This is a genomic window from Aquirufa antheringensis (assembly GCF_023921165.1).
GTDB classification, from domain to species: domain Bacteria; phylum Bacteroidota; class Bacteroidia; order Cytophagales; family Spirosomataceae; genus Aquirufa; species Aquirufa antheringensis.
Window position 1 is genome coordinate 1,923,406 of sequence record NZ_CP049835.1, and the last position, 23,469, is coordinate 1,946,874.

A 23,469-nucleotide genomic window follows, 5' to 3' on the forward strand; every position below is an offset into this window, starting at 1 on the left:
GATTACTTATTTTTACGGAAATTGTTATTTCGGTTGTTGTTATTGTTGCTTCTGAAGTTATTTTTCCGGTAGTTATTGTTCCGGTTATTGTTGTTGCTGTTCGGGTATTCGGGAGCATTATAGGCGTTTCTTGCGTTATTTGCCACCTTAGCGTGACCTAATCCCTCTTGCGAAAGCTCGTCCACGATAGTGCCTAACAGGTTTTCTGACATCTCTTTGATGTTTTGCCAAATCACCGCATCGTCCACCGATTCCTTGTTCCAGGTTACATAAAAACCTTTCATTAGGCGGGCGATGTACGCCACTAAAATCTTCTTGTCTTCTACTTTTTCTTCAGCGATGGCACGAAGAATTAATAATTCGACGTTGCGGCCATAATGCTTGAAGCGCAAGTTGTGCTGGTTGTAAGCCACTTTACGCGGTGCTTTACCTAGTGATTCTGGAGATGGAGAAGGGAAGGGGCCTTGAACATTCAATTCGAAATTCGACATGATGTACAAATCATCCCATAATTTCTTCGTGTAGTCTTGGGTATTGTCCTTCATATTCGGGTGAATTTGTTTCATCACCTCTACCATCAAAAATGCGTATTTTGTCCGTTGCTCTTCATCCGCAATGGTCAAAATATAATTCACTAATTTTTGAACACTTGATCCGTATTCTTTCATATTTCTGTGCTCTTAAAGCATTAAACTCAGTATAATACGTGGAACAGCGACGAGTAAAAAGACGATGACCGCCCAAATAGCCATCACAAGAACCGCTCCAGCGGCATAATCTTTGGCCTTCTTCGCTAATTCACTCTGCTGTGGTGAAACTAAATCGGTGATACGCTCTAATGAGGTATTCAACAATTCTGCCACCCAAACGCCCGCCACCGCTAAGGAAATCCATAGCCATTCCGACGCCTCAAAGCCTACCTTCCAGCCCACATAAATCACGACAGCCGTGCTCACCAAATGAAAACGCGCGTTGCGTTCATTCTTGATGAGTTCCACTAGTCCATTCATAGCGTGCTTCAAACCAAACATCTTAAAATTCAGCCGTTTTAGGGGTGCGTGGGAAAGGGATTACGTCACGGATATTGCTCATACCCGTCACAAACAGCACTAAACGTTCGAATCCAAGTCCAAAACCAGCGTGTGGTGCAGATCCGAATTGACGCGTTTCTAAATACCACCAGATGGATTCTTCTTCGATTCCCACCTCTTTCGTACGTTGCAATAATTTCGCATAATCATCTTCACGCTGTGATCCACCAATGATTTCACCAATGCCTGGGAACAAAACGTCCATCGCACGTACCGTTTTTCCATCCTCATCTAGCTTCATGTAGAAGGCTTTGATGTCTTTAGGATAGTTCGTTAAGATCACCGGTTTTTTGAAGTGTTTCTCCACTAAATAACGCTCGTGCTCTGATTGAAGGTCGATTCCCCATTCAACTGGATAAACGAATTTGCCATTCTTATGCGCTTTTGAATTCAATAAGATGTCGATCGCTTCTGTGTAGGTCAAGCGTTCGAATTCGTTTTCTGTCACGAAACGTAATTTCTCTGACAGGCTTAATTCTGATTGCTCTTCTTTCTTTTTGTTCTTTTCCTCCTCAATTAAGCGTTTTTCTAAGAACGCAATATCATCAGCACAGTTGTCTAAGGCGTATTTGATACAGAATTTAGTGAAGTCTTCCGCTAAATCCATGTTGTCCACTAATTCATTAAAAGCAACCTCAGGCTCGATCATCCAGAACTCCGCTAAGTGGCGGGTTGTGTTTGAATTTTCCGCTCGGAAGGTAGGTCCGAAGGTATACACTTTGGACAAAGCCATCGCTCCTAATTCCCCCTCTAATTGCCCTGAAACCGTTAAATTCGTCTCTTTCCCGAAGAAATCTTCTTTGTAATCCACTTTTCCTTCTTCCGTTAATGGAGGATTAATAGGGTCCAAAGTCGTCACACGGAACATCTCGCCAGCGCCCTCTGCATCCGATCCCGTAATGATAGGCGTATGTAAATAGAAGAAACCGTTGTTATTGAAATACGTGTGAATCGCGTAGGCCAAAGCATGACGAACACGCAATATCGCAGAGAAAGTGTTCGTCCGAGGACGCAAGTGCGCAATCTCGCGCAAGAACTCTAAGGAGTGTTTCTTAGGCTGTAAAGGGTATTTTTCTGGATCTGCCGTTCCATACACCTCGATGGAAACGACTTCCACCTCTACGTTTTGGCCTTGTCCTTGTGAGGCAATTAACTTACCCGTAACGGCGATACAAGATCCCGTAGTCACTAATTTCAACGTTTCTTCTGATACGGTTCCCTCAGATACCACCGCTTGAATATTGTGGATAGTCGACCCATCATTGATCGCAATAAACGCGACAGAAGAGGAAACTCTTTTCGTACGAACCCATCCTTTCACGACGATGCTTTGCTGCGTGGGTGTTAAACCTAGTATTTCTTTGATTTGCATAAATGACTCGGGCATTATTAATAAAAAGGCCTCAATAGAGGCAATAACCCTCAAAAATACGGATAAAAAACCGATTTATTTTATTTATTTGTAATTAAAAATCGGCTTATCTTTGGTGCAGATTATTTAGACAATGCAGGGATTATCTTTAAAACAGAATCAACAACAGAACCTTTCGCCACAACAGATACAGTATATCAAGTTGTTGCAGATTCCTACCGCTGAATTAGCGGCTAGGATCGAGGAGGAATTGGAGGATAATCCGGCCTTAGAAGAGGGCTTAGATCATAACGAGGAGCAAGAACCCCGCGAAACCTTAGATGATCTGGAGCGCGAGGAGATGGAAGTGGGGGATTACCTGCAAGATGATTATGCTGGTTATAAGATGGCCGGAGATTCCTATGATCCCAATGAGGAGACGCGCGAACGCCCTTTGGCCACTGAATCTAGCACCCAGGAATATTTATTAAACCAAATCCGTTACGTCGTTCGCTCTGAGCGCGAAGAGGTATTAGCACAGCAAATCATCGGCTCCTTAGAAGAAGATGGTTATTTGCGCCGAAACATTGAAAGCATTGTGAACGATCTTGCTTTCACGCAGGGATTTGAAACGGATTACGACGAAGTGGAACAGGTATTGTTCAAAGTGCAGTCCTTAGATCCAGCCGGTATCGCCGCTCGTTCCTTACAAGAATGTCTTTCCTTGCAATTGCACCGCAAAGAGTCAGAGTCGCCTGCGCATCTGTTAGCCATACGGCTTGTGGATGATTTTTTCGAAGAGTTTTCCAAAAAGCACTTCAGTATTTTACTCTCCAAACTCTCCATCACAGAAGAGGAGCTCAAAAAGGCGATGCAAGTCATCACCCATTTGAATCCCAAACCAGGTGGTGGCGATGACGCGCCCATCGCCCCTTACTTACAGCCTGATTTCATCATCACGAATCAAAACGGGAAGTTAGAAATCAAAATCAACGGTAAAAACGCTCCTGAACTTCGTGTTTCCCGCGCTTTCCAAGAGATGTTGCAGACTTACGACAAAGGCGACAAGCAGCAAAAAGATATCAAAGAGGCTGTTACGTTTATCAAACACAAATTAGATTCTGCTTCTTGGTTTATTTCTGCCATTCAGCAACGCCAAGGTACCTTGATGAAAACCATGGAGAGTATCGTTGCGAGGCAATATGATTTCTTTTTGACAGGAGATGAGTCCGTTTTAAAGCCAATGAAGATGAAGGAAATCGCCGCCATGATCGAAATGGATATTTCCACGGTCTCTCGGGTGGTCTCGGCCAAGTCAGTGCAAGCAGATTTTGGCATCTATCCGCTAAAATACTTCTTCTCTGAAGGTATCACCCACGAATCTGGCGAGGATTTCTCTACCCGGGAAGTGAAGAACATCTTACGCGAGATCATCGAACAAGAACCTAGCTCAGAACCGCATTCAGATGAGGATTTAGAGCAATTATTACTCGAACGCGGCTTCGTCGTGAAGCGTAGAACCGTCGCTAAATACCGCGATCAGCTGGGGATACCGGTGGCGAGGTTAAGGAAACATTTATAATCAGAAGCTATGACTTTTAACTACCTAAAGCTCCACCGCAATGGCCCCATCTGGACCTTGACTTTACACCGTCCAGAGGTTTATAATGCCTTAAATGCAGGTTTAATTCACGAAATTAGGGAAGTGGCAGAGGCGGCACAAATTGATGACGAAGTGCGCGTTTTAGTGATTACGGGTGAGGGAAAAGCCTTTTGTTCGGGTGCAGACTTGAAGTCAGGTGTAAGTGACCCTAATTTGGGTAATGTGTTGATTTCCACCTACAACCCAATGATTACCGCCTTGCGTAGTTTAAACAAACCCGTTATCGGCGCAATTAATGGAGTAGCTGCGGGTGCGGGCTGTAGTTTAGCGTTAGCCTGTGATTATATTATAGCGCATGAGGATGCTTATTTTTCTGAGTTATTTGTCCAGATAGGTTTAGCCATGGATGCGGGTTCTACCGCCTTTTTAATGCAGTCAGTGGGCTATCACCGGGCGTTTGATTTAGCAACTACCGGTAGAAAGGTGGGGGCAAAAGAGGCGAAGGAGATAGGTTTAGTGGCTGAGGTCGTTTCTGGGGCTGATTGGGAAGGGAAGGTGCATGAGGTGGCTTTGGCCTTTTCAAAAAAAGCGACCTTAGCGATTTCGTTGATGAAACGTAGTTTACAACGCGCTTATAATCAGGATTTAGCAGCGACACTTGCCTCAGAAGCCGAAGAGCAAACGATTCTAGGACAAAGCGAAGATTTCGCGGAGGGGGTGATGGCTTTTATGCAGAAAAGGGCTCCTCACTTTAAAGGGAAATAATTTTTAGAAAATTTTAGAGGATAGTTTTTCATTTTGCCAAAGAAATTCTACCTTTGCAATCCCGAAAGGGCAATGGTTGCGTAGCTCAATTGGATAGAGCATCTCACTACGGATGAGAAGGTTTGGGGTTCGAATCCCTACGCGACCACCACCTTATTTAAAGCGACCCTCTTAATGAAAATTAAGGGGGTTTTTTGTTGGGTAATCGTGCACAGTCACCCTAACAGTCACCATTGGTTTTTCAGCTAAATGTTTCATGCACAATAATATAGTTAATGCCGATGTTATTGATTACATTTAAGAAAGACCATCAAACAATCATTATTTAGTTACCCCACAAGTATAATTAAAATCCTTCATTTTAGTTATTTCTCAAGCTTTATCAGAAACCCTAAAACAAAAATAGTGCAACTATTTTTGTTAGTCTTTGGCCTTCAAACAGCACAGGCACAAGAAGCAGTAATTACTGTAGGTAGTGATGCTACAGGTAGTGCAGGAACCGTCGCTTATTCAATTGGGCAAATTGTTTATACCACTAATACAGGGATAAATGGTATAGTAGCACAAGGCGTGCAACAACCTTACGTAATTTCTATTGTTCTAGGTATAGAACACAATTCCATTCAATTGTATTTTACAGTTTACCCTAACCCTACTATCAATTTTTTGACCCTTAATTTGGGAAATGCCGACCTTTCAACTTTGAGCTTTCAACTGTATGACCTGAGTGGAAAATTGATTGAAAGTCGAAAAATAGTCAGTAATACCGAAACAATTAGGATGGAAAATTTACCAAGTGCCCTGTATTTTTTGAGAGTGACTAACAATTCCGATGAATTAAAAACATTTAAAATCATTAAATACTAAAAACTATCAAGAAGATCCACTCAATCATAGCAGGGCTTTTATTAACGGTAAGTGTATTTGCACAAGCCCCACAAAAAATGAGTTACCAAGCTGTAATCCGTAACAGCACCAATGCATTACTAACATCAACATCAGTTGGTATGCAAATCAGTGTTTTACAAGGTTCATCCACCGGAACTCCTGTATATGTAGAAACCCAAACACCAAGCACTAACTCCAATGGCTTAGTAAGTGTAGAAATAGGAATGGGTAAAGTAGTTAAAGGCACATTTGCTGGCATCAACTGGGCAAATGGCCCTTATTTTATTAAAACCGAAACTGACATTACAGGCGGGACCGCTTACTCCATTGCGGGTTCAAATGAATTAATGAGTGTACCCTATGCTTTGTTTAGTGCGAACGCAACGGCTAGTGTAGTGCACTATTTTGAAAAAGAGTTAGTTGCTGACGGAGAAAATAGTATTGCTCTAACATTCACTTTGAGTGCTTTTTCTAGAATTAATTATAATGGAGCAATACTAACGCAAAATCAATGGTCAGGAGTAGGCCTTACTACTTTAACATTAATTCTTGATACAAGGCAAAACGATAAATTAACAGTTCTAAATTAAATTTTAACCTAAAATCTTGCAGTGGTACAGATAAACTGAGTTCACCAATGATAAAAAAATATATTCTAACAATCGCATTAATAGTAATTTCCTATGTAGGATTTTCACAATCTACACCTACAGCCCAATTGAGAATTTTAAATCGATCTACTACTTTTAGCCAAAATTTACCCGCAGGAACGCAAATTTATGTTTTGTCTGATTCCACTTTATGGCAAGCAAAACGTGCAATTGTATCGACTAAAACAATTACCACTGCCTACAATGATTTAGAATTAATTAACCGTAGTTCCATTTACAGCGTTGAATCATTTGAAGCAACCTCTTCATCTGATACGTACACCCTTTTAAATATCCCGATAAAAGAGACCTTAGGGATAACGGTTATGATGAATGGATCGGCATTGAGACCTACAACGGATTATACTTGTTTGGGGACTACGCTCACTATTATTTCTAGTCAATTACAATATGATAAATTTGTAGTCTCTTATACTTATACCATCAATTAATAGGTAGATTTTTCTGCAGGGAGAGCTGGCGCTTATGTTTTATCATAAGGCCAGCTCTCTCTTTTTTACTTTTGATTGTCCTACACTTCATAATCATCACCAATATATAAGATGAAAAAGTTACTTATTTTATTTCTGTTTTTATCTTCCCTGATGTTTGCGCAGGCAATTAGTTCACCGTCAATTTTAATTAAGATAGCTAACTCCGCTACTGTTTTTGGTGCTAATTTATCCGTAGGTACACAAATTTATGATATAGCTAATCATAAATTATATGCTGTTAAAGCGAAAATAATCTCCACCGAAACGATAACCACAGCCGCCTTATCTTTGACCTTACTTAATACCGCAGGTCATAGTTCTATTGATGTTTCATCCAGTAGCTCAAGTACTTCAACGACAGATATAGTAATAGCAGACATGACTCGAACTTTAGTAGAGCCAGGCACCTATTCTGTTCAATTTAATGCGCAAATAAACATCCCCACAGCTAATTATACAACGGGCTTTAGCACGGCTACTGCGGCTGAAGATTTAAACTTAATTTATACTGATATAATGGCAATACCAGTCACTGCTACCCATGCACTTACTTTTGGAAATGGTGAAATACTTTTTCCTGGCGTGTATAATGTAGCGGGCGCGGCATCAATTGCTGGCACGCTTACGCTAAATGGTAATAATGAAATAAATCCTATATTTATCGTTAGAGCTAATGCAGGAGCATTTAATACAGGGGCTGGTACGAATGTGATTTTAACAAACGGAGCAACTGCAAAAAACGTTTTTTGGATTGCCGATGGAGCCATTGGGCTCGGTGCTAATACAAATATCTCAGGAATCTTATTTTCTCATGGAGCGGCTGTTGCAGGGGCTAATAGTATCGTAACTGGGCGATTATTAACTACATTGGGAGCAATTTCTTTCGGACAAGGTGCGCTAAAGTTGCCTGCTGGCGAAAGTATAGTAGATTTCAGGAGCCTATCTAATTTCGTTATGTTTACCAGCTCTGGTGGAGTAGCCAATAGTGGTGCTTCCGTATATAAAGGAGATGTTGGCACAGCTTTAGGTGCCATCACAAGCTTTGAAACGGCAACTGTAAATGGAAACATCTTTCAAGCAGGATCCACTACGCTTGTTACACCTATTAATCATATGGTCACCTTTAGCTTTTATAAAAATGGCGTATTAATTCCAAATTCAAGTAGAACAAGAACACAATTGCCATCGGATATTTCATTACTAGCCCTTTCTACCATTGAAGCGGGTGACACCGTAGATGTGAGATGGAAAATTGATGAACAAATTTCTGATGGTATCGAAATAAGTGTTTTTAATAGAATCTTAACACTTATTAAGGTAGGAAATTAAGCAATATGGTGGCAAGTCTTTTTCGTTTTAAAAAGTATCGCTAAATTTTGTTCGTGTGTAATACCACGTATTCCGTTACTGACATTCCCATGAACTTTTTGAAATTCTTTGAAAAGGTAAATCTTGACTTAAATAAACAGTGGTCTCCTAAATGCGCAATGGTATAATTGTTCAAAAATTCTGAATTAATTAAGGAGATAGCATACTTAACTTTTATCAGATTTATATAATCGTTTACGGAATAAAGGCAGTAATATTTGAACAAGATAGCGATATGACTTTTAGGGATTTTTAACTCTTTTGCTATCGTTTCGACTGTTAAATTTTTAGTTTTTAAAACGTCCGGCGTATCCTGCAGTTGTTGAATTTTTAGCAATGTCGCGTCTATTGAAGGTAGCATTTGAGCATGAAGTACCTTGTCTTTTTCCTGAATTTTGACCGTGGGTTTAACACTCCAAATCAAAAAGTCTTGTGTTTGACTTACCGAAATTTGTTTAATCAAGTTGTTTTCTCCAAAAACGATCACCGGATTTTGTAGCAGATACAAAAGGGCAACTAGCCAGAGAAAGGAAGAGTAGCCATAAAAATCGACTAAAGTTATTTTTACAGTAGTTGCACTAAACAAAAAATAATTCGACGATAGCACTAACATGAAGGAGATAATCGTCATGATGGTAGCCCAATTTCTGATTGCTTTATTCGTTTTCATTTCCAGCATATTTCGGGTTCTTTTTCTATATAATCCCTTCATAAGCCCTAGGATACCTAGAAAATAGGCGCTTGAAAAAAATAAAAACACCATGTAGCTTACCGAATACTGTTTAAAAAACAAATCAAAAAATAAGAACAGTGAAGGGGCAATAAAATGGATGACTTCTTTTTTTACTTCTACTTTATTTAAAATTAGCCTTCTGAAAAACAGGTAATAAACTGGAATAATAAATAGTCCAATGATGGGTCTGATTTTTAAAGGGCTGTAGGTTAAATGGGTTAGTTCTAATGCTTCGAAAGCATGAATAAAACGTTGTGCACCTACGATAAATAAGATAATGATGAGGTAAATGTTTTTCTGCTGATTAAATCGGACATTCGCTAGCATGAGGAGTACTAGCAAAAGACACAAGAACCCAACAAGTAAAGATGTTATGTGTAAAAACATGTGTCAAATATACACAATGTGACACGATAATTGATTCCCGGTTTGTAGGGTATTTCATCCTCTTTTAAAAGTTTTGAATTTGTAGTGGATCTCAATTTAAACTACAATTCATGAAAAAATCCCTTTCCCTCTTTTTGGTCTTATTGTGTTTTTTAAGCACCCATTTTCTGAATGCTCAAACGAGTGTCACATCCTCTGGAATGTCCATTCAAGGAATCGCTAGAGATGTCAATAATGAGGCTTTAGCGAATTTTGATCAGTTGAATTTAAAGTTTGAAGTATACTATTTACTGGGATCTTCTACGACACCTACCGTTTTTATAACGGCGATAGCTACGGTCAAAACGGATAATTTTGGCGTTTTCTCCTACGTTTTAGATATCGATCAAAATCAATATAACCTAATTAGCAACAACGCATCGTATTTGAAAGTGAGTGCTAGTAATGTTGTTTTCTCCGATGAAAAATTAAGAAGCGTTCCCTATGCTGTATTCGCGCAAAACGGCGTTCCCACGGGCTCAATCATGCCATTTATTGGCACAAATGCCCCGTCTGGTTGGTTGTTGTGTGATGGATCAGCGATTCCGAGCGGATCTTATTATGATAATCTAAAGGCCTTAGCTGGTGCCAATACGCCTAATTTGAAAGGCTTGTTTTTACGTGGAGCAGGTGGTCAAACTGCCTATCCAGGTAAAGAGGGGCCTGCTTTGAAAGTAGTTCAACAAGATGATTTAGAATCACATTTACATGCTGTAGATATTACCTCTAATACGACTGGAGCTCATAACCATAGAACAAGTTTTTCAAATGATGATTTCAGTGGAACTGGTGGGGGTGATACGGGTTTGGAGGACGACAGGCCTAACAATTATAATAGGTCATTGAATACAAGTACCGATGGAGCTCATAATCATAGAGTTCAAGGAAATACAAATAATTCAGGAGGAACAGAAACTCGCCCTATCAACTTTGGGGTAAACTATATTATCAAAATATAATTTTTCTTTTTGATCCGCTTCCATTTGTTCTACCTAATAATAACCTGATGAAGTTTTATCTTTCGCTCCTTCTTTTACTAGTCAGTATTCCTCTTCTGGTTGCCCAAGAGAAATCGACTATAAAAACGTTTATAGGTGCGACTGCGTCTAGAAAGGATAATATAACGGTCCCTATTTCGAAAGTAGTGAATGGGCGAGATTCCACTTATTACATTAAGAGTGTCGCTTTACTGTCTGGTATGCCTTATGTAGGCTTAACAAAAGGAGCTAATTCCGCTTTGCCATCCACCCAAAATTATGTGAAGGATTTAGGTTTTCCCTGGGGCGTGCGTTATCGGTATAATACGTTTTCTGAAGATGCATTTAGTGTGTCTAAGGGATATTTTAGTGATCGTATTGAAATCAATTGGGACATTAAGAAGAATCAAGAAAGAATTATCAATATTACGGTTTACCGGACAGAGGATGTAACGAATGAAAGCCCAGATTGGGGTAGACCCTTAAAAACCTTAGCAGGTGATGTAGGGACATTTTCTGATAGTAATGTGGAGGGGGGCAAGTTATACCGGTATAAGATTTTTGCCAAAGGGGTTGAGGTAGAGGGTTTGGAAATTATTTATTCTAATTTCATAACGGGTATAGGTTACCGTAATCCTACGGGAGTTATTACCGGGAATATCGCTTATGCAGGTGGTAACCCCGTAAAAGATGTGCTAGTTTCTGCTACGCCTACGGGTAGTAATACCTTGTATGGTAGTTCCTTAAAAGTGCCATCAAACAGTTATATCTCTATTCCCAATTTATACCGAGGATTACAAGATTCTGTTACACTTCAAGCTTGGATAAAGCCCACCGCTTCCTTTGCTGGTGATGAGTTAAAGCTGTTTGAATTATACATGGATAATGGAGATGTCTATCCTACTAAATTGAGAATTGTTAACGATGTCCTCTATGTAGATGCTTTTCATACGAACCTAAGTATAAGTCATTATATTCCAAGTGGTGAAATTGACAATAAAGGGGATGATAGGTTAATTCCCATCAGTTCCCTACTTTCCTCTTTTACGCATATCAGCTTTGTTATTCGGGATAATAAAATTCCGGAAGTCTACATTAATGGACGTTTAATTAATGCAGCCTATGTGGCTAAAATGAATGCAATTTTAGATTTGAACTCGGCCACGGCTTCAGTTAATGTAGCTTATTCGAATAATAATTATGCAGACAAATTCACGTATGTCCTGGGTAGACCTACTTGGACTAGTGTTAAAATAGGGGGTGGTAAAGAGGCTTATTTTGATGAATTGCGAATCTGGGAAACGGCTTTAACACCCGCTCAAATTCAGCGGGATTTTCGTCGCTATTTGAAAGGCAATGAGGCCCGTTTTAATACTTACATCAGAGCAAATGAAAGATCAGGTGATTATGCCTATGACTTAGCTCAAACCGGACTTATTTTTCATGGGAATAACGCTAAATTAAGTCATTCCCCCGTTGCTCCTTCTTGGGCGAATAGTGAGGATCAAATCACGAATATTCCATCCAGTACGCAACTGGGAGTTTTAGGGGTGACAGACGAATTTGGTAATTATGTGATTTCTTCAGTACCCTATAGTGGTCTAGGCGACACGTATACCATCGTTCCTACTTTAGGGAGGCATGAATTTAATCCCAAACAAGAGTTGTCATTTTTAGGTTCAGGGTCTACCGTAGTGAATAATGTCGATTTTATTGATCAATCTTCCTTTACCTTCAAAGGGCAAGTGGTGTACGATAGTCGCGGGGTTTTTTCGTCTACTTTAGATGCCGCAATTATAGGAGATATTAAAGACGATGAAGCCTATAATGCCTATGTAAAAGGCAATTTGACCTATCAAAAGGGAGAATATTGGGCAGTGAAAAATTCGGGGGGTACTATCCAAGAACTTCATAGGTATGCAAAAATTCCTGTGCCTGGAGCCTATGTTAATATCGACAATACACCGGCAATCGATGCGAATAATGTTCCTATTCAAACGGATATCAATGGACAATTTACGATTGAAGTTCCCATCGGAAAGCATGCAATTAGTGTGGTAAAAAGTGGTCATACCTTTGACCTAGAAGGCCGGTATCCCGCCAGGACAAGATCAGTCGTGAATCAAGATACGACCTATATCAATACCTATCAGGATTTTTTCGAGGATAGGGATGAGCCTATCACTTTTATCGATACGACTAAAGTGACCGTTGTGGGTCGAGTAGTAGGTGGATTAAAGCAAGCGGGAATGCCGCTTGGTTTTGGTGATAAGGGAAGGAAAATACATGAGTACACGGATGAAAATCAAGTTTCTCAATCTGAAGCGTACACTTCCTTCAATAATATTGGTAGAGCGAGTATTAAGTTAGGTCATGTCCCTGCTGGAGCCACAAGTGTTACGCGAGACTATCAAACTACTTTTTTAACCAATAGCGAAACGGGTGAATTTAGGGTTAAATTGTTACCCTTGAGTTACCAACTCTCAAAAGATGATCTAACATTTTTAAGTGGTAAAAGTCCTAATAATGCCTTACTGCTTAGTCAGGATAGGACATTGAATTATACCACCATTAAACCGCTACAATACCCTACTTATACCGCTAAAGACACCAGTATTACAGGCGAGCCCTACCATGAAGTGTTAAAATTTACTCATATAGCCACGCCTATACACAATGTCATTAGTCAGACTGCCGACTCTGAAATTAAAGTAGGTTCGACTACCTATACACTTCAGCCATTAGTCCCTTATTCGGCTTCAATAGTGCCTATTTACACACAATTCGCTGATTATTCCATTCGGATTCAAGGGCTTGAAAATTACTATAACTATGATCAGAGTGTAGCAAATCCTCAGGTAAGTTCTGTTCCTGTGGAGGGTGGAAGTATAGTCGCTACGAATAATTTGGCATTAGCTAACAGTGAACGATTTGAAGTATTGGCTTCTGATCCGAGTATAACCATTTATCGTTTTAAAGGGGGGAATCCGAATACCAATTCCAGTACGTTGTATAAAAGAACGCTCCAGTTAAATTATTCGTTGAATGGGGTAGAGAAACCTATCGACAATGCGTATTACCAGCAAGGAATTGTGTTAGGCGGTGTGGCAGATGGCTCCCAAACATTTGTAACGGCTGGTCCCGAATTGCCAGATTTTGTGTTACGTGATCCACCAGGTTCGAATAGTTCGACAACCATTGAAAAAGGATCCACTTTTAGTTTTACGAAAGAGAACTCGTCTAGCTCGAATAATGCCAATGAATTAAATGCCACCATCTCTCTAGGTTTTAAATTAAGCGTGGGAGGAGGTTTATTGGGTCCCGTTATGGAAACGCAAATAACGAACGATATTTCCTCAGGAGTTTCCATGGCTCAAACCTCGACGGATGGAAATAGCGTTACGAACACGTATTCCTTTAACCAATCCATTTCTACCAGTGATGATCCAGATTGGGTGGGTAGCGATGCCGATTTGTATATTGGCTCATCTGCCAATCAATTTTATGGCACTTATGATCAATTAACCTTAGCTACCACCTATAATGCGGCGCTAGCAATTCCCGTGAAAAATGGTAGCGTTTCGGCCGTCTTGTACCCTAACGTTAATAAGGCGATGTATTTTAATGAGGCGCCTGAAAAAACGATGTTTGTCTATTCTCAACGAACTATTTTGACGGATTTAATTCCTAAATACGAAAGTATTATCACCCAAATAGACAATGGGACGTTGACTGAAAATGCCGGCGGAGTTTTGTCCAGAAATGCCTATAATTCCTCCATCAACTTGTGGCGAAAAATCATATTAAATAATGAATTAGCTAAATACCAGGCATTTAAGTCCAAGGATTCGTTACGGTTGTCCTTAGATGCAATCATTGAAACCTTAAAAGATCCTGTTACCTCAAAATTGTCTGCCACAGGCAAAAAATTGAAAGATTTATTAAATAGTACTTTTTATGAAAATATCTCTTTAGATGCTGGCGTAGGAGGAATTACGAAGGGTACTCAAATTGAACAGTTAACCTCCAATACGCTTTCGTATCAAGTGCAATTGGATGAATCTGTTGCATTAGCCTTTGGTGCCGCTTTTAATGAAACTGGATTTGAAATGAATACGGTTAATTCATCTGGCTCCGGAAATAGTAGTTCGTCTGAAGACGTAAATAATGAATCAACGACGATTAACTATACACTCCGAGATATCGATAGAGGAAACTTGTTAAGTGTGGATGTGATCAATGCGTTTGATGGGAATGGACCTTTATTTATTACAAAAGGAGGCGAAACTTCTTGTCCATTTGAAGGGGCAGAATTGTCTCATTTTTATAAGCCAAATCACCCTAATGTAACCAACTTGGCGACTAATATAGTTCCTCTTAGCGCCTCAGAAAGTGTCGCGCTTTCTGTGGCGACTATGCCCTTGGAACGGCCGGATATTACGGTGCTAAATCGCTCCGTTTCTGGAATGTATGAAGGTCGTAATGCGGAATTTGTACTTCAACTTAGTAATGCAAGTACGGTCAAAAAAGACGCTGTTTTTAAACTAGTGGTGGATCAAAGTTCAAATCCTGATAACGCCCTCATCAATGTCGAACCGAATGGTACCTTAATTAACATTCCTGCGGGAAGAACCGTTACCTACACCTTGACCCTTAAAAAAGTAAAGCAAGATCAATTTAAGTACGATAACATTCGTGTTTTACTTGAATCCACCTGTGATGAGCAGGCAGTCGATACGGTACTCTTGTCAGCCAATTTCGTTCCAGCGTGTACCCCTGTTCGAATTTTAAGTCCTGATATGAATTGGTTACTCAATAAAAATAATTCGGTTGACAATTTAGTGAGTAATCAAACGAAGCCTGTTTACATTAAGATTGGGGACTATAATCGCGATTTCTCTAATTTCAAGCAAATTAATGTAGATTATCGATTAAAAGGTACTTCTAATTGGAAAGGATTAAGGACCTATTATAAAAATCAGTCCGAAGCGAATGCCGCTATGGCTGGAGGGGAAGATGATGTGGAATGGCTTAATGGCCCTGAGATGACTTTTGGTTGGGATATTGTAAGTTCAGGTTTAGCCAATGGGACTTATGAAATAAGGGCTCACTCTAGTTGCACGAATCAAACGACTTTTGAGTCTGAGATAATAGAAGGTAAAGTAGATTTATCTTCTCCCGTTTTATTCAGTACGCCTACTCCTAAGAATGGAATATTGAACATAGGGGATGATATTACGCTTCGTTTTAATGAGCCAGTGAAGAAAAATGGGACGGTTACTAATTTTGAATTTTTAGTCCAAACAAACCAATTGCCTGTCGCTCATGAAGTTTCTCTAGCATTTAACGGAGAGAGTAATGTGGCCACTATCAAGAAACCAGCCCTTACAACAGGTGATTTTAGTATCGAGTTTTGGTTAAATAATAGAAGTCCGATGGGTACTTCTACTTTATTAAGTCAAGAAGGAGGGATCAAAATTGAATTGATTAATAATGATCTACAGTATACGATTGGTGGTCAATCTTTGAGAACGCCCATCGCAAAGGATAGCACCTTTAATTTCTATGCACTTTCTTATGAGGCAGCTACTAAAAAGCTAAGTATCATTGAAAATAGCACACTTAAAACATGGAATGTTTTTGTTAACCCGTTGAATTTTACGAACCCTAACCCCATTTCCCTAGGGGGGAATTCATTCAAAGGGAATTTGCACGATTTGCGGTTTTGGAAAAAAGCCATCTCCAGAGAGCAAGCAGCAATAAACATGAATTCTACCTTTAGTGGCAATGAGCCAGGTTTAATTGGTTATTGGCCTCTAAATGAAGGCAATGGAACGCTTGCAAATGATTTAGCTAGGTATAAGCATCTGACTTTAGAAAACGTGAATTGGGATATTTTCCCTAAAGGCACTGCTTACAATTTTGATGGTTTGTCCTATTTAAAATTAGATTCTGTCTCTAGAGTTGTGATCACAAAAGAAATGGATGTAACCCTTTCTTTATGGATGAAAACAAATCAAACGACTTTGGGTACTTTGTTATCGAATGGTTTTGAGGATACTTCTGATGCCATCGAGAGTAATGGATATCGAAATAAATGGTCATTAGTCCTCAATTCAACGGGTGGACTAGACTTGAAAGCAGAATCTAAAACGTATTCCTTCGGTTCTATCCCGGTGAATAATGATACATGGCACCATATTGCCCTGAGTTTAACAAGAAATGGGACACTCAGGATGTATATAGATGGTAAAGAGACCGCCACCTATCCAAGTAACGAACTCGGTGGCTTTAATGGAAGTACGATACAGCTAGGTGCGCAAGCTATAAAAAGGATAGATGGATCTACGGATTATACGCGTTTTTTTAGTGGACAGTTAGATGAACTTTCCTTTTGGAAATCAGCTCGTACTGCGGAGCAAATTAAAGCCGATCGCTACTTTGAAGTAAATGTTTCTAGTACGGGTTTACTTCTATACGCTACCTTTAATAAACCTGCCACGTATCTAGATAAAGGCCCTAAATACTTTTATCCGTTCAATGCATTTAGTCAAACAAGTACCTATGCTAAATTGAACAGCGCACAGAGTTATACGGATGTGGCTCCTGGTATAAAGCAATATAGGCTAACAGAATCGGTGTTTGTGGACGCTGTGATTAATGCGGATGAGATTGTTCTTAAACCCAGTATCACTGATTGGGCCAGTGTGGAAGGCAAGGTCGCTACGATCACCGTTTCGAATGTAAATGATTTAGCGGATAATAGTCAAGCTTCCCCTATCACTTGGACAGCTTATATTGCGAAGAATCCCATTAAATGGTTCATCGAAGGACAAAGTGAAGTCGTCAACCTAATGAAAAGAACGAATGAACCGTTGACTTTTGATATTACGGTCATTAATCAAGGGGGAATAGACCAAACCTACAGCCTAGATGTTCCCAGCTGGTTGACTGTTTTACCAAGGTCTGGAACTTTAGCGCCTAATACATCACAGACTTTTAAAGCAACGGTGGATCCTAATTTAGCTGTGGGAGACTACAATACGGTGTTAGAATTGATTTCAAATTCAGGTTATTACAATAAGATCCAACTAGATCTAAGAGTGTTAGCGAAAGAGCCTGTACTTAAATTAGACCCGAGCAAATACACCCAATCGATGAATGTCATCGGTCGTATAAAGCTGGATAGTGTATTTACGGACGATATTTACGATAAAATAGTCGCTATTGTCAATGGGGAAGTGCGTGGGATGGCTAATGTACAATTTGATCCTAGTTTTAATGAATACGTAGTCTACTTGACAGTCTATAGTAATGTGGTAATTCCTGAATCTGTGGTGTTTTATATTTGGGATGCCTCGGATGGTAAGTTAAAAGAAGCCACGATCAATAACCAAAACGTACTGGCTTTCACCCAAGACGGAATAGTAGGGACCTATTCATCCCCTGTTATTTTTAGAAATACAGCCGTTACGGGACAGCAAATAGCCTTTAATCAAGGTTGGACCTGGACATCATTTAATGTCAACGACCTACGATTTAGTAATTTAAACAGGCTAACCCAAACATTGAAATTAGCGACCTCCGATTTAATTCAGTCGAATTCGCCTGCCTTATTTGATGCGTATGAATTGAATACCCTCGATTCTACAGCCAGCGGCTGGACAGGAGGAATAAGCGCTAGTGGAGGTATTAAGCTGGACAAAATGTATAAAGTGAAATTAGCTAACTCTCAAAATTTAAATATCAAAGGTATCCCTGTGGATTTAGCTACTTGGAATTTTAATTTAACTCCGAATTGGAATTGGTTACCGTATGTTGTTTCAAAAAATGTCCCTGTAGGGGAAGCTTTAGCAAATTTTACACCTGTAGAAGGGGATTTGATAAAGTCTCAATCTGAGTTTGCCATCTACACGAATCCCATAGGTTGGAAAGGAACGTTAACCTATCTGAAAGCGGGAGTGGGTTATATGTTTAAGTCTGCTGAGGCAAAATCAGTTAACTATCCTAGTTATTTGAATGTAGATAATGCCCAAAATTCGAAGGGTGTCGCCTTTCAGGATAATCAGTCAATACGTAAAACGGTGGGCGGGCTTTCTCTACCGCAAGTCGATTTTACTCGCTTTGAAAACTCTATGAGCTTGATCGCAAAACTTCCCCCAGGATTCCAAACGGTTTCCTTTCTGACTAAAAACGGTGAACTAAGGGGGAACGGCCTTGTCCAAAACATCAACGGAGAAGATGTAGCGTTTATTTCTATTTATGGAGATACCACTGAATTGTTGACGGCTTTTATTGGAACTGGAATAGAGCAACAAGCCACTTCAAAAGAAATTCAATTTGTCCCTAATGCTATATTGGGTAGTTTGTCTAGACCTATTCTTATTGAATTAGCTGCTTCCCGTTTTAGTTTAAGCCCTAATCCGTTTACTGCTCAACTGAAATTGACTTACCTAGGAAACAAGAGCGAACGAGCTAAAATAACAATCTATGATTCCATGGGATTAACGGTATATGATAGGATTGTAGAGCTTAATGAAGGTTTTAATCAAATGGAGATACAACCTGTTATTCCGAGTGGTGTCTATATTGTAGAATTTAAGGTAGGCACGGAAATTCAATACCAAAAGGTCATAAAACGTTAATGATGTATAAAAAGAAATTGCCTTTTCTGATTTTCTTTCTGAGCATCAACTCGCTATTTGTTAGTTCACCTGATTGGGTTGTGAACGAAAATGAGTTTCAGCATACGATGACTTTAGTAGCGAAATTGAATTTAGATGGAACTCAATTAATAGGCCCAGAAGATAAAGTAGGGGCTTTTGTGGGGGAGGAGTGCCGTGGAGTTAGCGGATTAACCTATGTTCAGAGTAAAAACAGCTACTATGCCTATTTAACGATTTTTTCAAATACACAAGGCGAAAAAATTACGTTCAAACTGTATGATAAAGCCAAAAACAAAATTACCGTTGTCTCTAAATCAATCCCATTTACGATTAATGAACACAAAGGTAATCTCACGCAATCGTACAGTATTGCTGAACCTGCCTTAAGTAAGGTAGCCGAACTAGTTTCATTCCATTTCTCACAAGTGCCTTCCATTTCAACTGTGACTTCAGGCGAAAAAATTCAAATCGCTATATCTGAAAATTTCACTAAATCAGCTTTAAAGCCCGTTTTTACGTTAAGTAAAGGAGCTAAAATTTTCGAAAAAGGAATCGAGCAAAAATCGGGCGAAATGACTAAGGATTTCTCTACTGTCGTTTCCTATGTTGTCCTTTCGGAAGATGAGTCTGAAATGAAAAATTATCAAATTCAAGTTAATTTGATTTCAAATGCCGCGTTGTTTTATAAGAAAGATGCAGTTTGCTCTGCACCAGGAGCCATAAAAGTGGTTTCAAAACAAGAAGGAATGGCAGTCCAATTATGGGAGAACGGGAAAGAAGTCTCGAATAAAATTGTTTCTAACGGCATGGCGCTCTTTCCTGAGGTAGGAGTAGGTACTTATATCGCTTCTATTGGAAACGAACGCAAAGTCATCGAGATTAAACTGAAAGAAAAATAAATTAGTGTATGGAAAAAATTAAAAGATATCTGAAGATTGCTGTTTTCATTTCTCCTCTATTGCTGTTTCTGGGATGTGAGAAGGAAACCCCTTGCACCAGCGTAGAACAGGGTGATTTCGAATTAGTGCCTTGAAATGAAAACGATTTTTTGAAATAAATAAGTATATTTCGAGATGGTACGCTACAATACAAAAGACTGGATCACCTTTATTTTTAGATTTCACCAGTCCGATACATTTCGAAAACTATTGCCTCTCATGTTTTTTATTGGAGGATATTCTGGCCTGATCTGTTACTTAGAGATGGAATATTTTCACCTAGGGGAGGACAGCAAGTTAAAGAATATATCCATAATGCATGGTATGCTGGGATTTGTTATCTCCTTACTATTAGCGTATCGAACGAATACCGCATACGATCGTTGGTGGGAAGGACGAAAATTGTGGGGAACCTTAGTGAATAATAGTCGGAATTTCTCGTTAAAACTGGCTGCTATTTTAGAGAACGAGATTGATCGCCATTTTTTTCAAAAAGTAATTCCGCTCTATGCCCATATACTTCAAAAGCATTTGACCTCCGAAGAGTCCGGTTTAGTGCTGTATGATAATTTGGATTTAGCGATAGATCATGCGAAGCACAAGCCGAATCAAGTGGCTAAAATGATGACAAATAAGATCCATGAACTATATAAGGAGGGGAAAATTAGCGGACATCAATTATTGTTTTTAAATACAGAACTCCAGTCATTTACTGACGTATGTGGAGCCTGTGAACGAATCAAAAACACCCCAATTCCCTATTCCTACAGTGCGTTCATTAAGAAATTCATCTTCATTTATGTGATGACCTTACCTTTTAGTTATGTATTTACACTAGGTTTTTATGTCATTCCTGTTGTTGTATTTATCTTTTATGTCCTTGCGAGTTTAGAACTAATTGCGGAGGAGATAGAAGATCCTTTTGGGAATGATGCCAATGATTTGCCTACAGAGAAAATTGCTTCCAACATTAAGAAGCATGTGGAGGAGATTTTTGGGTAATAGAGCTTATTTCAAGGCTTTTTGAAGTACGGTGATCTTCCCATCAATCGCCTGGGGGTCATAGGTTAATCCTAAGATTTTGGCTATCAAAGGATAAACGTTTACATTCTCGAATCCATCTAATTGAAGACCAGATTTAAAAGAAGGGCCCCAGGCTTGGAAACTAGCGCGCATTTCGGGTAAAGCAGTGTCAAAACCGTGTTTCCCTTTCGAGGTTTTGCGGGTAGAGAGGTTGAATACTTGCGGCAGTTTGGGCACTAATAAAAGATCCCCTAAACGGTTATAGCGATCATCCGATTTACGGTAATGCCAATGTGCTGGTGTTTCATCAAGCCGAAATGTCGTAAAACGCGTATCCTTTTTCAATTCCTGGTAGGTAGAATCGATTTTCGATGGGTCTTTAGCATACACATGCAACAAAGCATCGCCCCAAGGCACCTGAAATGCGGCGGTATTCAATGGAGCAGGTTTGCCTATTGTATTTGCATTGTCCACCTCCTTCATGCCGTGATCGGAGACAAAAACGAAGTTGATGGGCAGGCCTAAGGGAGCAAGCGCAGCCTCTAAATCAGCGATGGCTTGGTCGACAAATTGAACAGAATTCTTAACACGTGAATCTTCTGGGCCAAATTCATGGGCGTCGTGATCCACTTCCGGAAAGTAGAACGTGATTAAATGCGGTCGCTTGTCAGCGGGTAAGGAAAGCCAATTTTTGACCTGTGCGATACGTGTTTTGATATCGATGACCTCGTTGTATACGTAATAATAGGAGGGGTAGGTGTCTTGAATGTTTGCATCTGAGGCCACCCAGTAAAAGCTAGCGGCCATCATTTGCTGTTTTTCAGCTAGCACCCAGAGTGGTGTTCCCCCATACCATTTTCCCTCGCCCACCATTTTCTTATTGGACATGCGGTACTCTTGGCCTGATTGAACGTCTAAATAAGTATTATCCACTAAACCGTGGTGCGCCGGGTATAAACCCGTGGCGATGCTGTAGTGATTTGGGAAGGTTAACGACGGATAAGAGGGCTGCATATAGCTCGCCTTTACGCCGGACGTTTCTTTCGATTGCAGAAATTTCGCCTCGTATTTATGCGAAAAATCGGATCGAAATCCATCCGCAGAAATGAGTATAACGTAGGGCTTTTCTTGTTGGATCTTCGCATTGGATCTACCCGCAATGATGTGTTGGGTGGTATCTTGTGCCCAGCCTGAAAGGCTAAAAATCAATAATAAAGCGAGTATTCTCATTTACTTCTTTTTCCAGAATTTACCACCAGATTTTCCTCCACCGGACTTTCCTCCGCCAGATTTGCCCCCGCCCTTATAGCCTCCGAAAGAACTTTTTTGAGCAGCTGGATTGTATTCAGGTGTCTCCCCAAATTCCTCCGGTACCGCTGCTTTCGTTACTTCTTTCTCTAACAGATCTTCGATTGTCTTAAACTTGCGTTGCTCGGACTCGGTAATAAACGTGTAGGCAGTTCCTTTCGTCTGTGCACGTGCGGTACGACCGATGCGGTGAATGTAATCCTCGCCGTCGTTTGGCACGTCGTAATTAATGACTAATTCGATTTCGTCGATGTCAATACCGCGGCTTAAGATATCCGTCGCTACTAAAATCTTCGTCTTCTTGTTTCTAAAATCTTGCAATACCTGCTCGCGAACGTCTTGCTCTAAATCCGAGTGAATCTCTTCCACAGAGAATCGCGCACGTTTTAAATCAGCCGTCAGGGATTTAACGTTTTGCTTTTTGGAACAGAAAACGATCACGCGGGTATAATCCTGCAACTTCAACAGGTGCTTCACGAGCGGACTCTTTTGCTTCTCGTAGACCACGAAAGCCTCCTGAACGATTTGCTCTGGGGGTTTCGAAACGGCGATGTTGATTTCGACCGGATTTTGCAATAGTTTTTGGGCCAAGGTCCGCATCTTCGGCGCAAAGGTCGCGGAGAATAAGAGGTTCTGGCGCTTTTCAGGCAAGAACGAAATGATCTTCATTAAATCATCAGAGAATCCCATGTCTAGCATGCGATCCGCCTCGTCGAGCACTAAATAACTACAGTGCTTTAGGTTTACATAGCCCATATTTAAGTGGGCAATCATGCGACCCGGGGTACATACCACGATATCAACGCCGCTTGTTAAAGCGGTTTTCTCCGTCGTAAAGGAATTTCCATCTCCCCCACCATAAATGGCGATCGAGCTCACATTCGTGAAATAACCTAAACCTTCCATGTTTCCGGCGATTTGAATGGCTAGTTCACGGGTAGGAACAATGATTAGGGCATTAATGTGGTCCTCGGGATGAGGTTCGGTAATTAATTTGTGGATGATGGGCAAAAGGAAAGCGGCGGTTTTGCCGGTTCCGGTTTGGGCTGAGGCTAAAATGTCGCGGCCCGCTAAAATGGGTTGTATAACTTGGGATTGAACCGGCGTTGCGGTCTTGTATCCCATGGAACTAATACCGTCTAAAATTTGTGGGCTGAGCCCTAGTTCTTCAAATGTCAAAGTATGTGT

General features: G+C 40.2%; 16 protein-coding genes and 1 tRNA gene. 11 read left to right on the forward strand and 6 right to left on the reverse strand.

The genetic code is table 11. The features are described from left to right. Positions 1 to 2 precede the first annotated feature (2 nt). From G9X63_RS08665 to asnS, 3 genes are read right to left on the reverse strand one after another with little or no spacing between them, the layout of a single operon-like run. A complete protein-coding gene (locus tag G9X63_RS08665; RefSeq protein WP_130896225.1) occupies positions 3 to 668 on the reverse strand; it encodes a DUF4290 domain-containing protein in 666 nt (221 codons plus the stop codon). A gap of 12 nt (positions 669 to 680) precedes the next feature. Then, entirely contained in the window at positions 681 to 1,031 is a 351-nt protein-coding gene (locus G9X63_RS08670) for a diacylglycerol kinase family protein (protein ID WP_252622528.1), read from the reverse strand. A 1-nt stretch (position 1,032) separates the two neighbouring features. Next, a complete protein-coding gene (gene asnS / locus G9X63_RS08675) occupies positions 1,033 to 2,463 on the reverse strand; it encodes an asparagine--tRNA ligase (RefSeq protein ID WP_130923521.1) in 1,431 nt (476 codons plus the stop codon). A gap of 133 nt (positions 2,464 to 2,596) precedes the next feature. Between asnS and rpoN the strand changes: the two genes are divergently transcribed. From rpoN to G9X63_RS08710, 7 genes are all read left to right on the forward strand, one after another. Then, entirely contained in the window at positions 2,597 to 4,024 is a 1,428-nt protein-coding gene (gene rpoN, locus G9X63_RS08680) for an RNA polymerase factor sigma-54 (RefSeq protein ID WP_130923520.1), read from the forward strand. A gap of 9 nt (positions 4,025 to 4,033) precedes the next feature. Next, positions 4,034 to 4,810 (forward strand): enoyl-CoA hydratase/isomerase family protein, encoded by a 777-nt coding sequence (locus tag G9X63_RS08685; protein WP_252622532.1) that lies wholly within the window; start codon positions 4,034 to 4,036, stop codon positions 4,808 to 4,810. Positions 4,811 to 4,884: 74 nt separating this feature from the next. Then, positions 4,885 to 4,961 (forward strand) — tRNA-Arg (locus G9X63_RS08690). A 254-nt stretch (positions 4,962 to 5,215) separates the two neighbouring features. Next, positions 5,216 to 5,677: a T9SS type A sorting domain-containing protein gene (locus G9X63_RS08695; protein WP_252622534.1), complete on the forward strand. Its 462-nt coding sequence runs from the start codon at positions 5,216 to 5,218 to the stop codon at positions 5,675 to 5,677. A gap of 77 nt (positions 5,678 to 5,754) precedes the next feature. Beyond that, positions 5,755 to 6,288, forward strand: coding sequence for a hypothetical protein (locus G9X63_RS08700; RefSeq protein ID WP_252622536.1), 534 nt, complete (start codon positions 5,755 to 5,757; stop codon positions 6,286 to 6,288). Positions 6,289 to 6,335: 47 nt separating this feature from the next. Then, complete coding sequence (locus G9X63_RS08705) at positions 6,336 to 6,800, forward strand: hypothetical protein (RefSeq protein ID WP_252622538.1); 465 nt, start codon at positions 6,336 to 6,338, stop codon at positions 6,798 to 6,800. Positions 6,801 to 6,911: 111 nt separating this feature from the next. Next, positions 6,912 to 8,171, forward strand: a complete 1,260-nt coding sequence (locus tag G9X63_RS08710; protein ID WP_252622540.1) for an ice-binding family protein — start codon at positions 6,912 to 6,914, stop codon at positions 8,169 to 8,171. 40 nt (positions 8,172 to 8,211) lie between these two features. Here the strand turns inward: G9X63_RS08710 and G9X63_RS08715 are convergent, their stop codons facing one another. Then, entirely contained in the window at positions 8,212 to 9,330 is a 1,119-nt protein-coding gene (locus G9X63_RS08715) for a helix-turn-helix domain-containing protein (protein ID WP_252622542.1), read from the reverse strand. Between the two features lie 110 nt (positions 9,331 to 9,440). Here G9X63_RS08715 and G9X63_RS08720 point away from each other — a divergent pair, with 110 nt between their 5' ends. The 4 genes from G9X63_RS08720 to G9X63_RS08735 all read left to right on the forward strand — a co-directional run bounded on the left by G9X63_RS08720 (position 9,441) and on the right by G9X63_RS08735 (position 20,952). After that, positions 9,441 to 10,328, forward strand: coding sequence for a tail fiber protein (locus tag G9X63_RS08720; protein WP_252622544.1), 888 nt, complete (start codon positions 9,441 to 9,443; stop codon positions 10,326 to 10,328). A gap of 47 nt (positions 10,329 to 10,375) precedes the next feature. After that, positions 10,376 to 18,991 carry a LamG-like jellyroll fold domain-containing protein gene (locus G9X63_RS08725; RefSeq protein ID WP_252622546.1) on the forward strand — a complete coding sequence of 2,872 codons (8,616 nt, stop codon included), beginning with the start codon at positions 10,376 to 10,378 and terminating at the stop codon, positions 18,989 to 18,991. Positions 18,992 to 18,993: 2 nt separating this feature from the next. Further along, positions 18,994 to 19,911, forward strand: a complete 918-nt coding sequence (locus G9X63_RS08730; RefSeq protein ID WP_252622548.1) for a hypothetical protein — start codon at positions 18,994 to 18,996, stop codon at positions 19,909 to 19,911. A gap of 174 nt (positions 19,912 to 20,085) precedes the next feature. Beyond that, entirely contained in the window at positions 20,086 to 20,952 is an 867-nt protein-coding gene (locus G9X63_RS08735; protein ID WP_252622550.1) for a bestrophin family protein, read from the forward strand. A gap of 6 nt (positions 20,953 to 20,958) precedes the next feature. Here G9X63_RS08735 and G9X63_RS08740 read toward each other — a convergent pair whose 3' ends face one another. Both G9X63_RS08740 and G9X63_RS08745 read right to left on the reverse strand, forming a co-directional pair. Then, positions 20,959 to 22,203: an alkaline phosphatase family protein gene (locus G9X63_RS08740; RefSeq protein ID WP_252622551.1), complete on the reverse strand. Its 1,245-nt coding sequence runs from the start codon at positions 22,201 to 22,203 to the stop codon at positions 20,959 to 20,961. Further along, entirely contained in the window at positions 22,204 to 23,460 is a 1,257-nt protein-coding gene (locus G9X63_RS08745) for a DEAD/DEAH box helicase (RefSeq protein ID WP_130896236.1), read from the reverse strand. Positions 23,461 to 23,469 lie beyond the last annotated feature (9 nt).

What these genes read in the sequence shown, in the direction of transcription:
- G9X63_RS08725 (WP_252622546.1), top strand. Translation starts at nt 10,376, where the DNA reads ATGAAGTTTTATCTTTCGCTCCTTCTTTTACTAGTCAGTATTCCTCTT.
- G9X63_RS08700 (WP_252622536.1), top strand. Translation starts at nt 5,755, where the DNA reads ATGAGTTACCAAGCTGTAATCCGTAACAGCACCAATGCATTACTAACA.
- asnS (WP_130923521.1), bottom strand. Translation starts at nt 2,463, where the DNA reads ATGCAAATCAAAGAAATACTAGGTTTAACACCCACGCAGCAAAGCATC.
- G9X63_RS08735 (WP_252622550.1), top strand. Translation starts at nt 20,086, where the DNA reads ATGGTACGCTACAATACAAAAGACTGGATCACCTTTATTTTTAGATTT.
- G9X63_RS08670 (WP_252622528.1), bottom strand. Translation starts at nt 1,031, where the DNA reads ATGTTTGGTTTGAAGCACGCTATGAATGGACTAGTGGAACTCATCAAG.
- G9X63_RS08720 (WP_252622544.1), top strand. Translation starts at nt 9,441, where the DNA reads ATGAAAAAATCCCTTTCCCTCTTTTTGGTCTTATTGTGTTTTTTAAGC.
- G9X63_RS08665 (WP_130896225.1), bottom strand. Translation starts at nt 668, where the DNA reads ATGAAAGAATACGGATCAAGTGTTCAAAAATTAGTGAATTATATTTTG.
- G9X63_RS08740 (WP_252622551.1), bottom strand. Translation starts at nt 22,203, where the DNA reads ATGAGAATACTCGCTTTATTATTGATTTTTAGCCTTTCAGGCTGGGCA.
- G9X63_RS08705 (WP_252622538.1), top strand. Translation starts at nt 6,336, where the DNA reads ATGATAAAAAAATATATTCTAACAATCGCATTAATAGTAATTTCCTAT.
- G9X63_RS08730 (WP_252622548.1), top strand. Translation starts at nt 18,994, where the DNA reads ATGTATAAAAAGAAATTGCCTTTTCTGATTTTCTTTCTGAGCATCAAC.
- G9X63_RS08715 (WP_252622542.1), bottom strand. Translation starts at nt 9,330, where the DNA reads ATGTTTTTACACATAACATCTTTACTTGTTGGGTTCTTGTGTCTTTTG.
- G9X63_RS08710 (WP_252622540.1), top strand. Translation starts at nt 6,912, where the DNA reads ATGAAAAAGTTACTTATTTTATTTCTGTTTTTATCTTCCCTGATGTTT.
- G9X63_RS08685 (WP_252622532.1), top strand. Translation starts at nt 4,034, where the DNA reads ATGACTTTTAACTACCTAAAGCTCCACCGCAATGGCCCCATCTGGACC.
- rpoN (WP_130923520.1), top strand. Translation starts at nt 2,597, where the DNA reads ATGCAGGGATTATCTTTAAAACAGAATCAACAACAGAACCTTTCGCCA.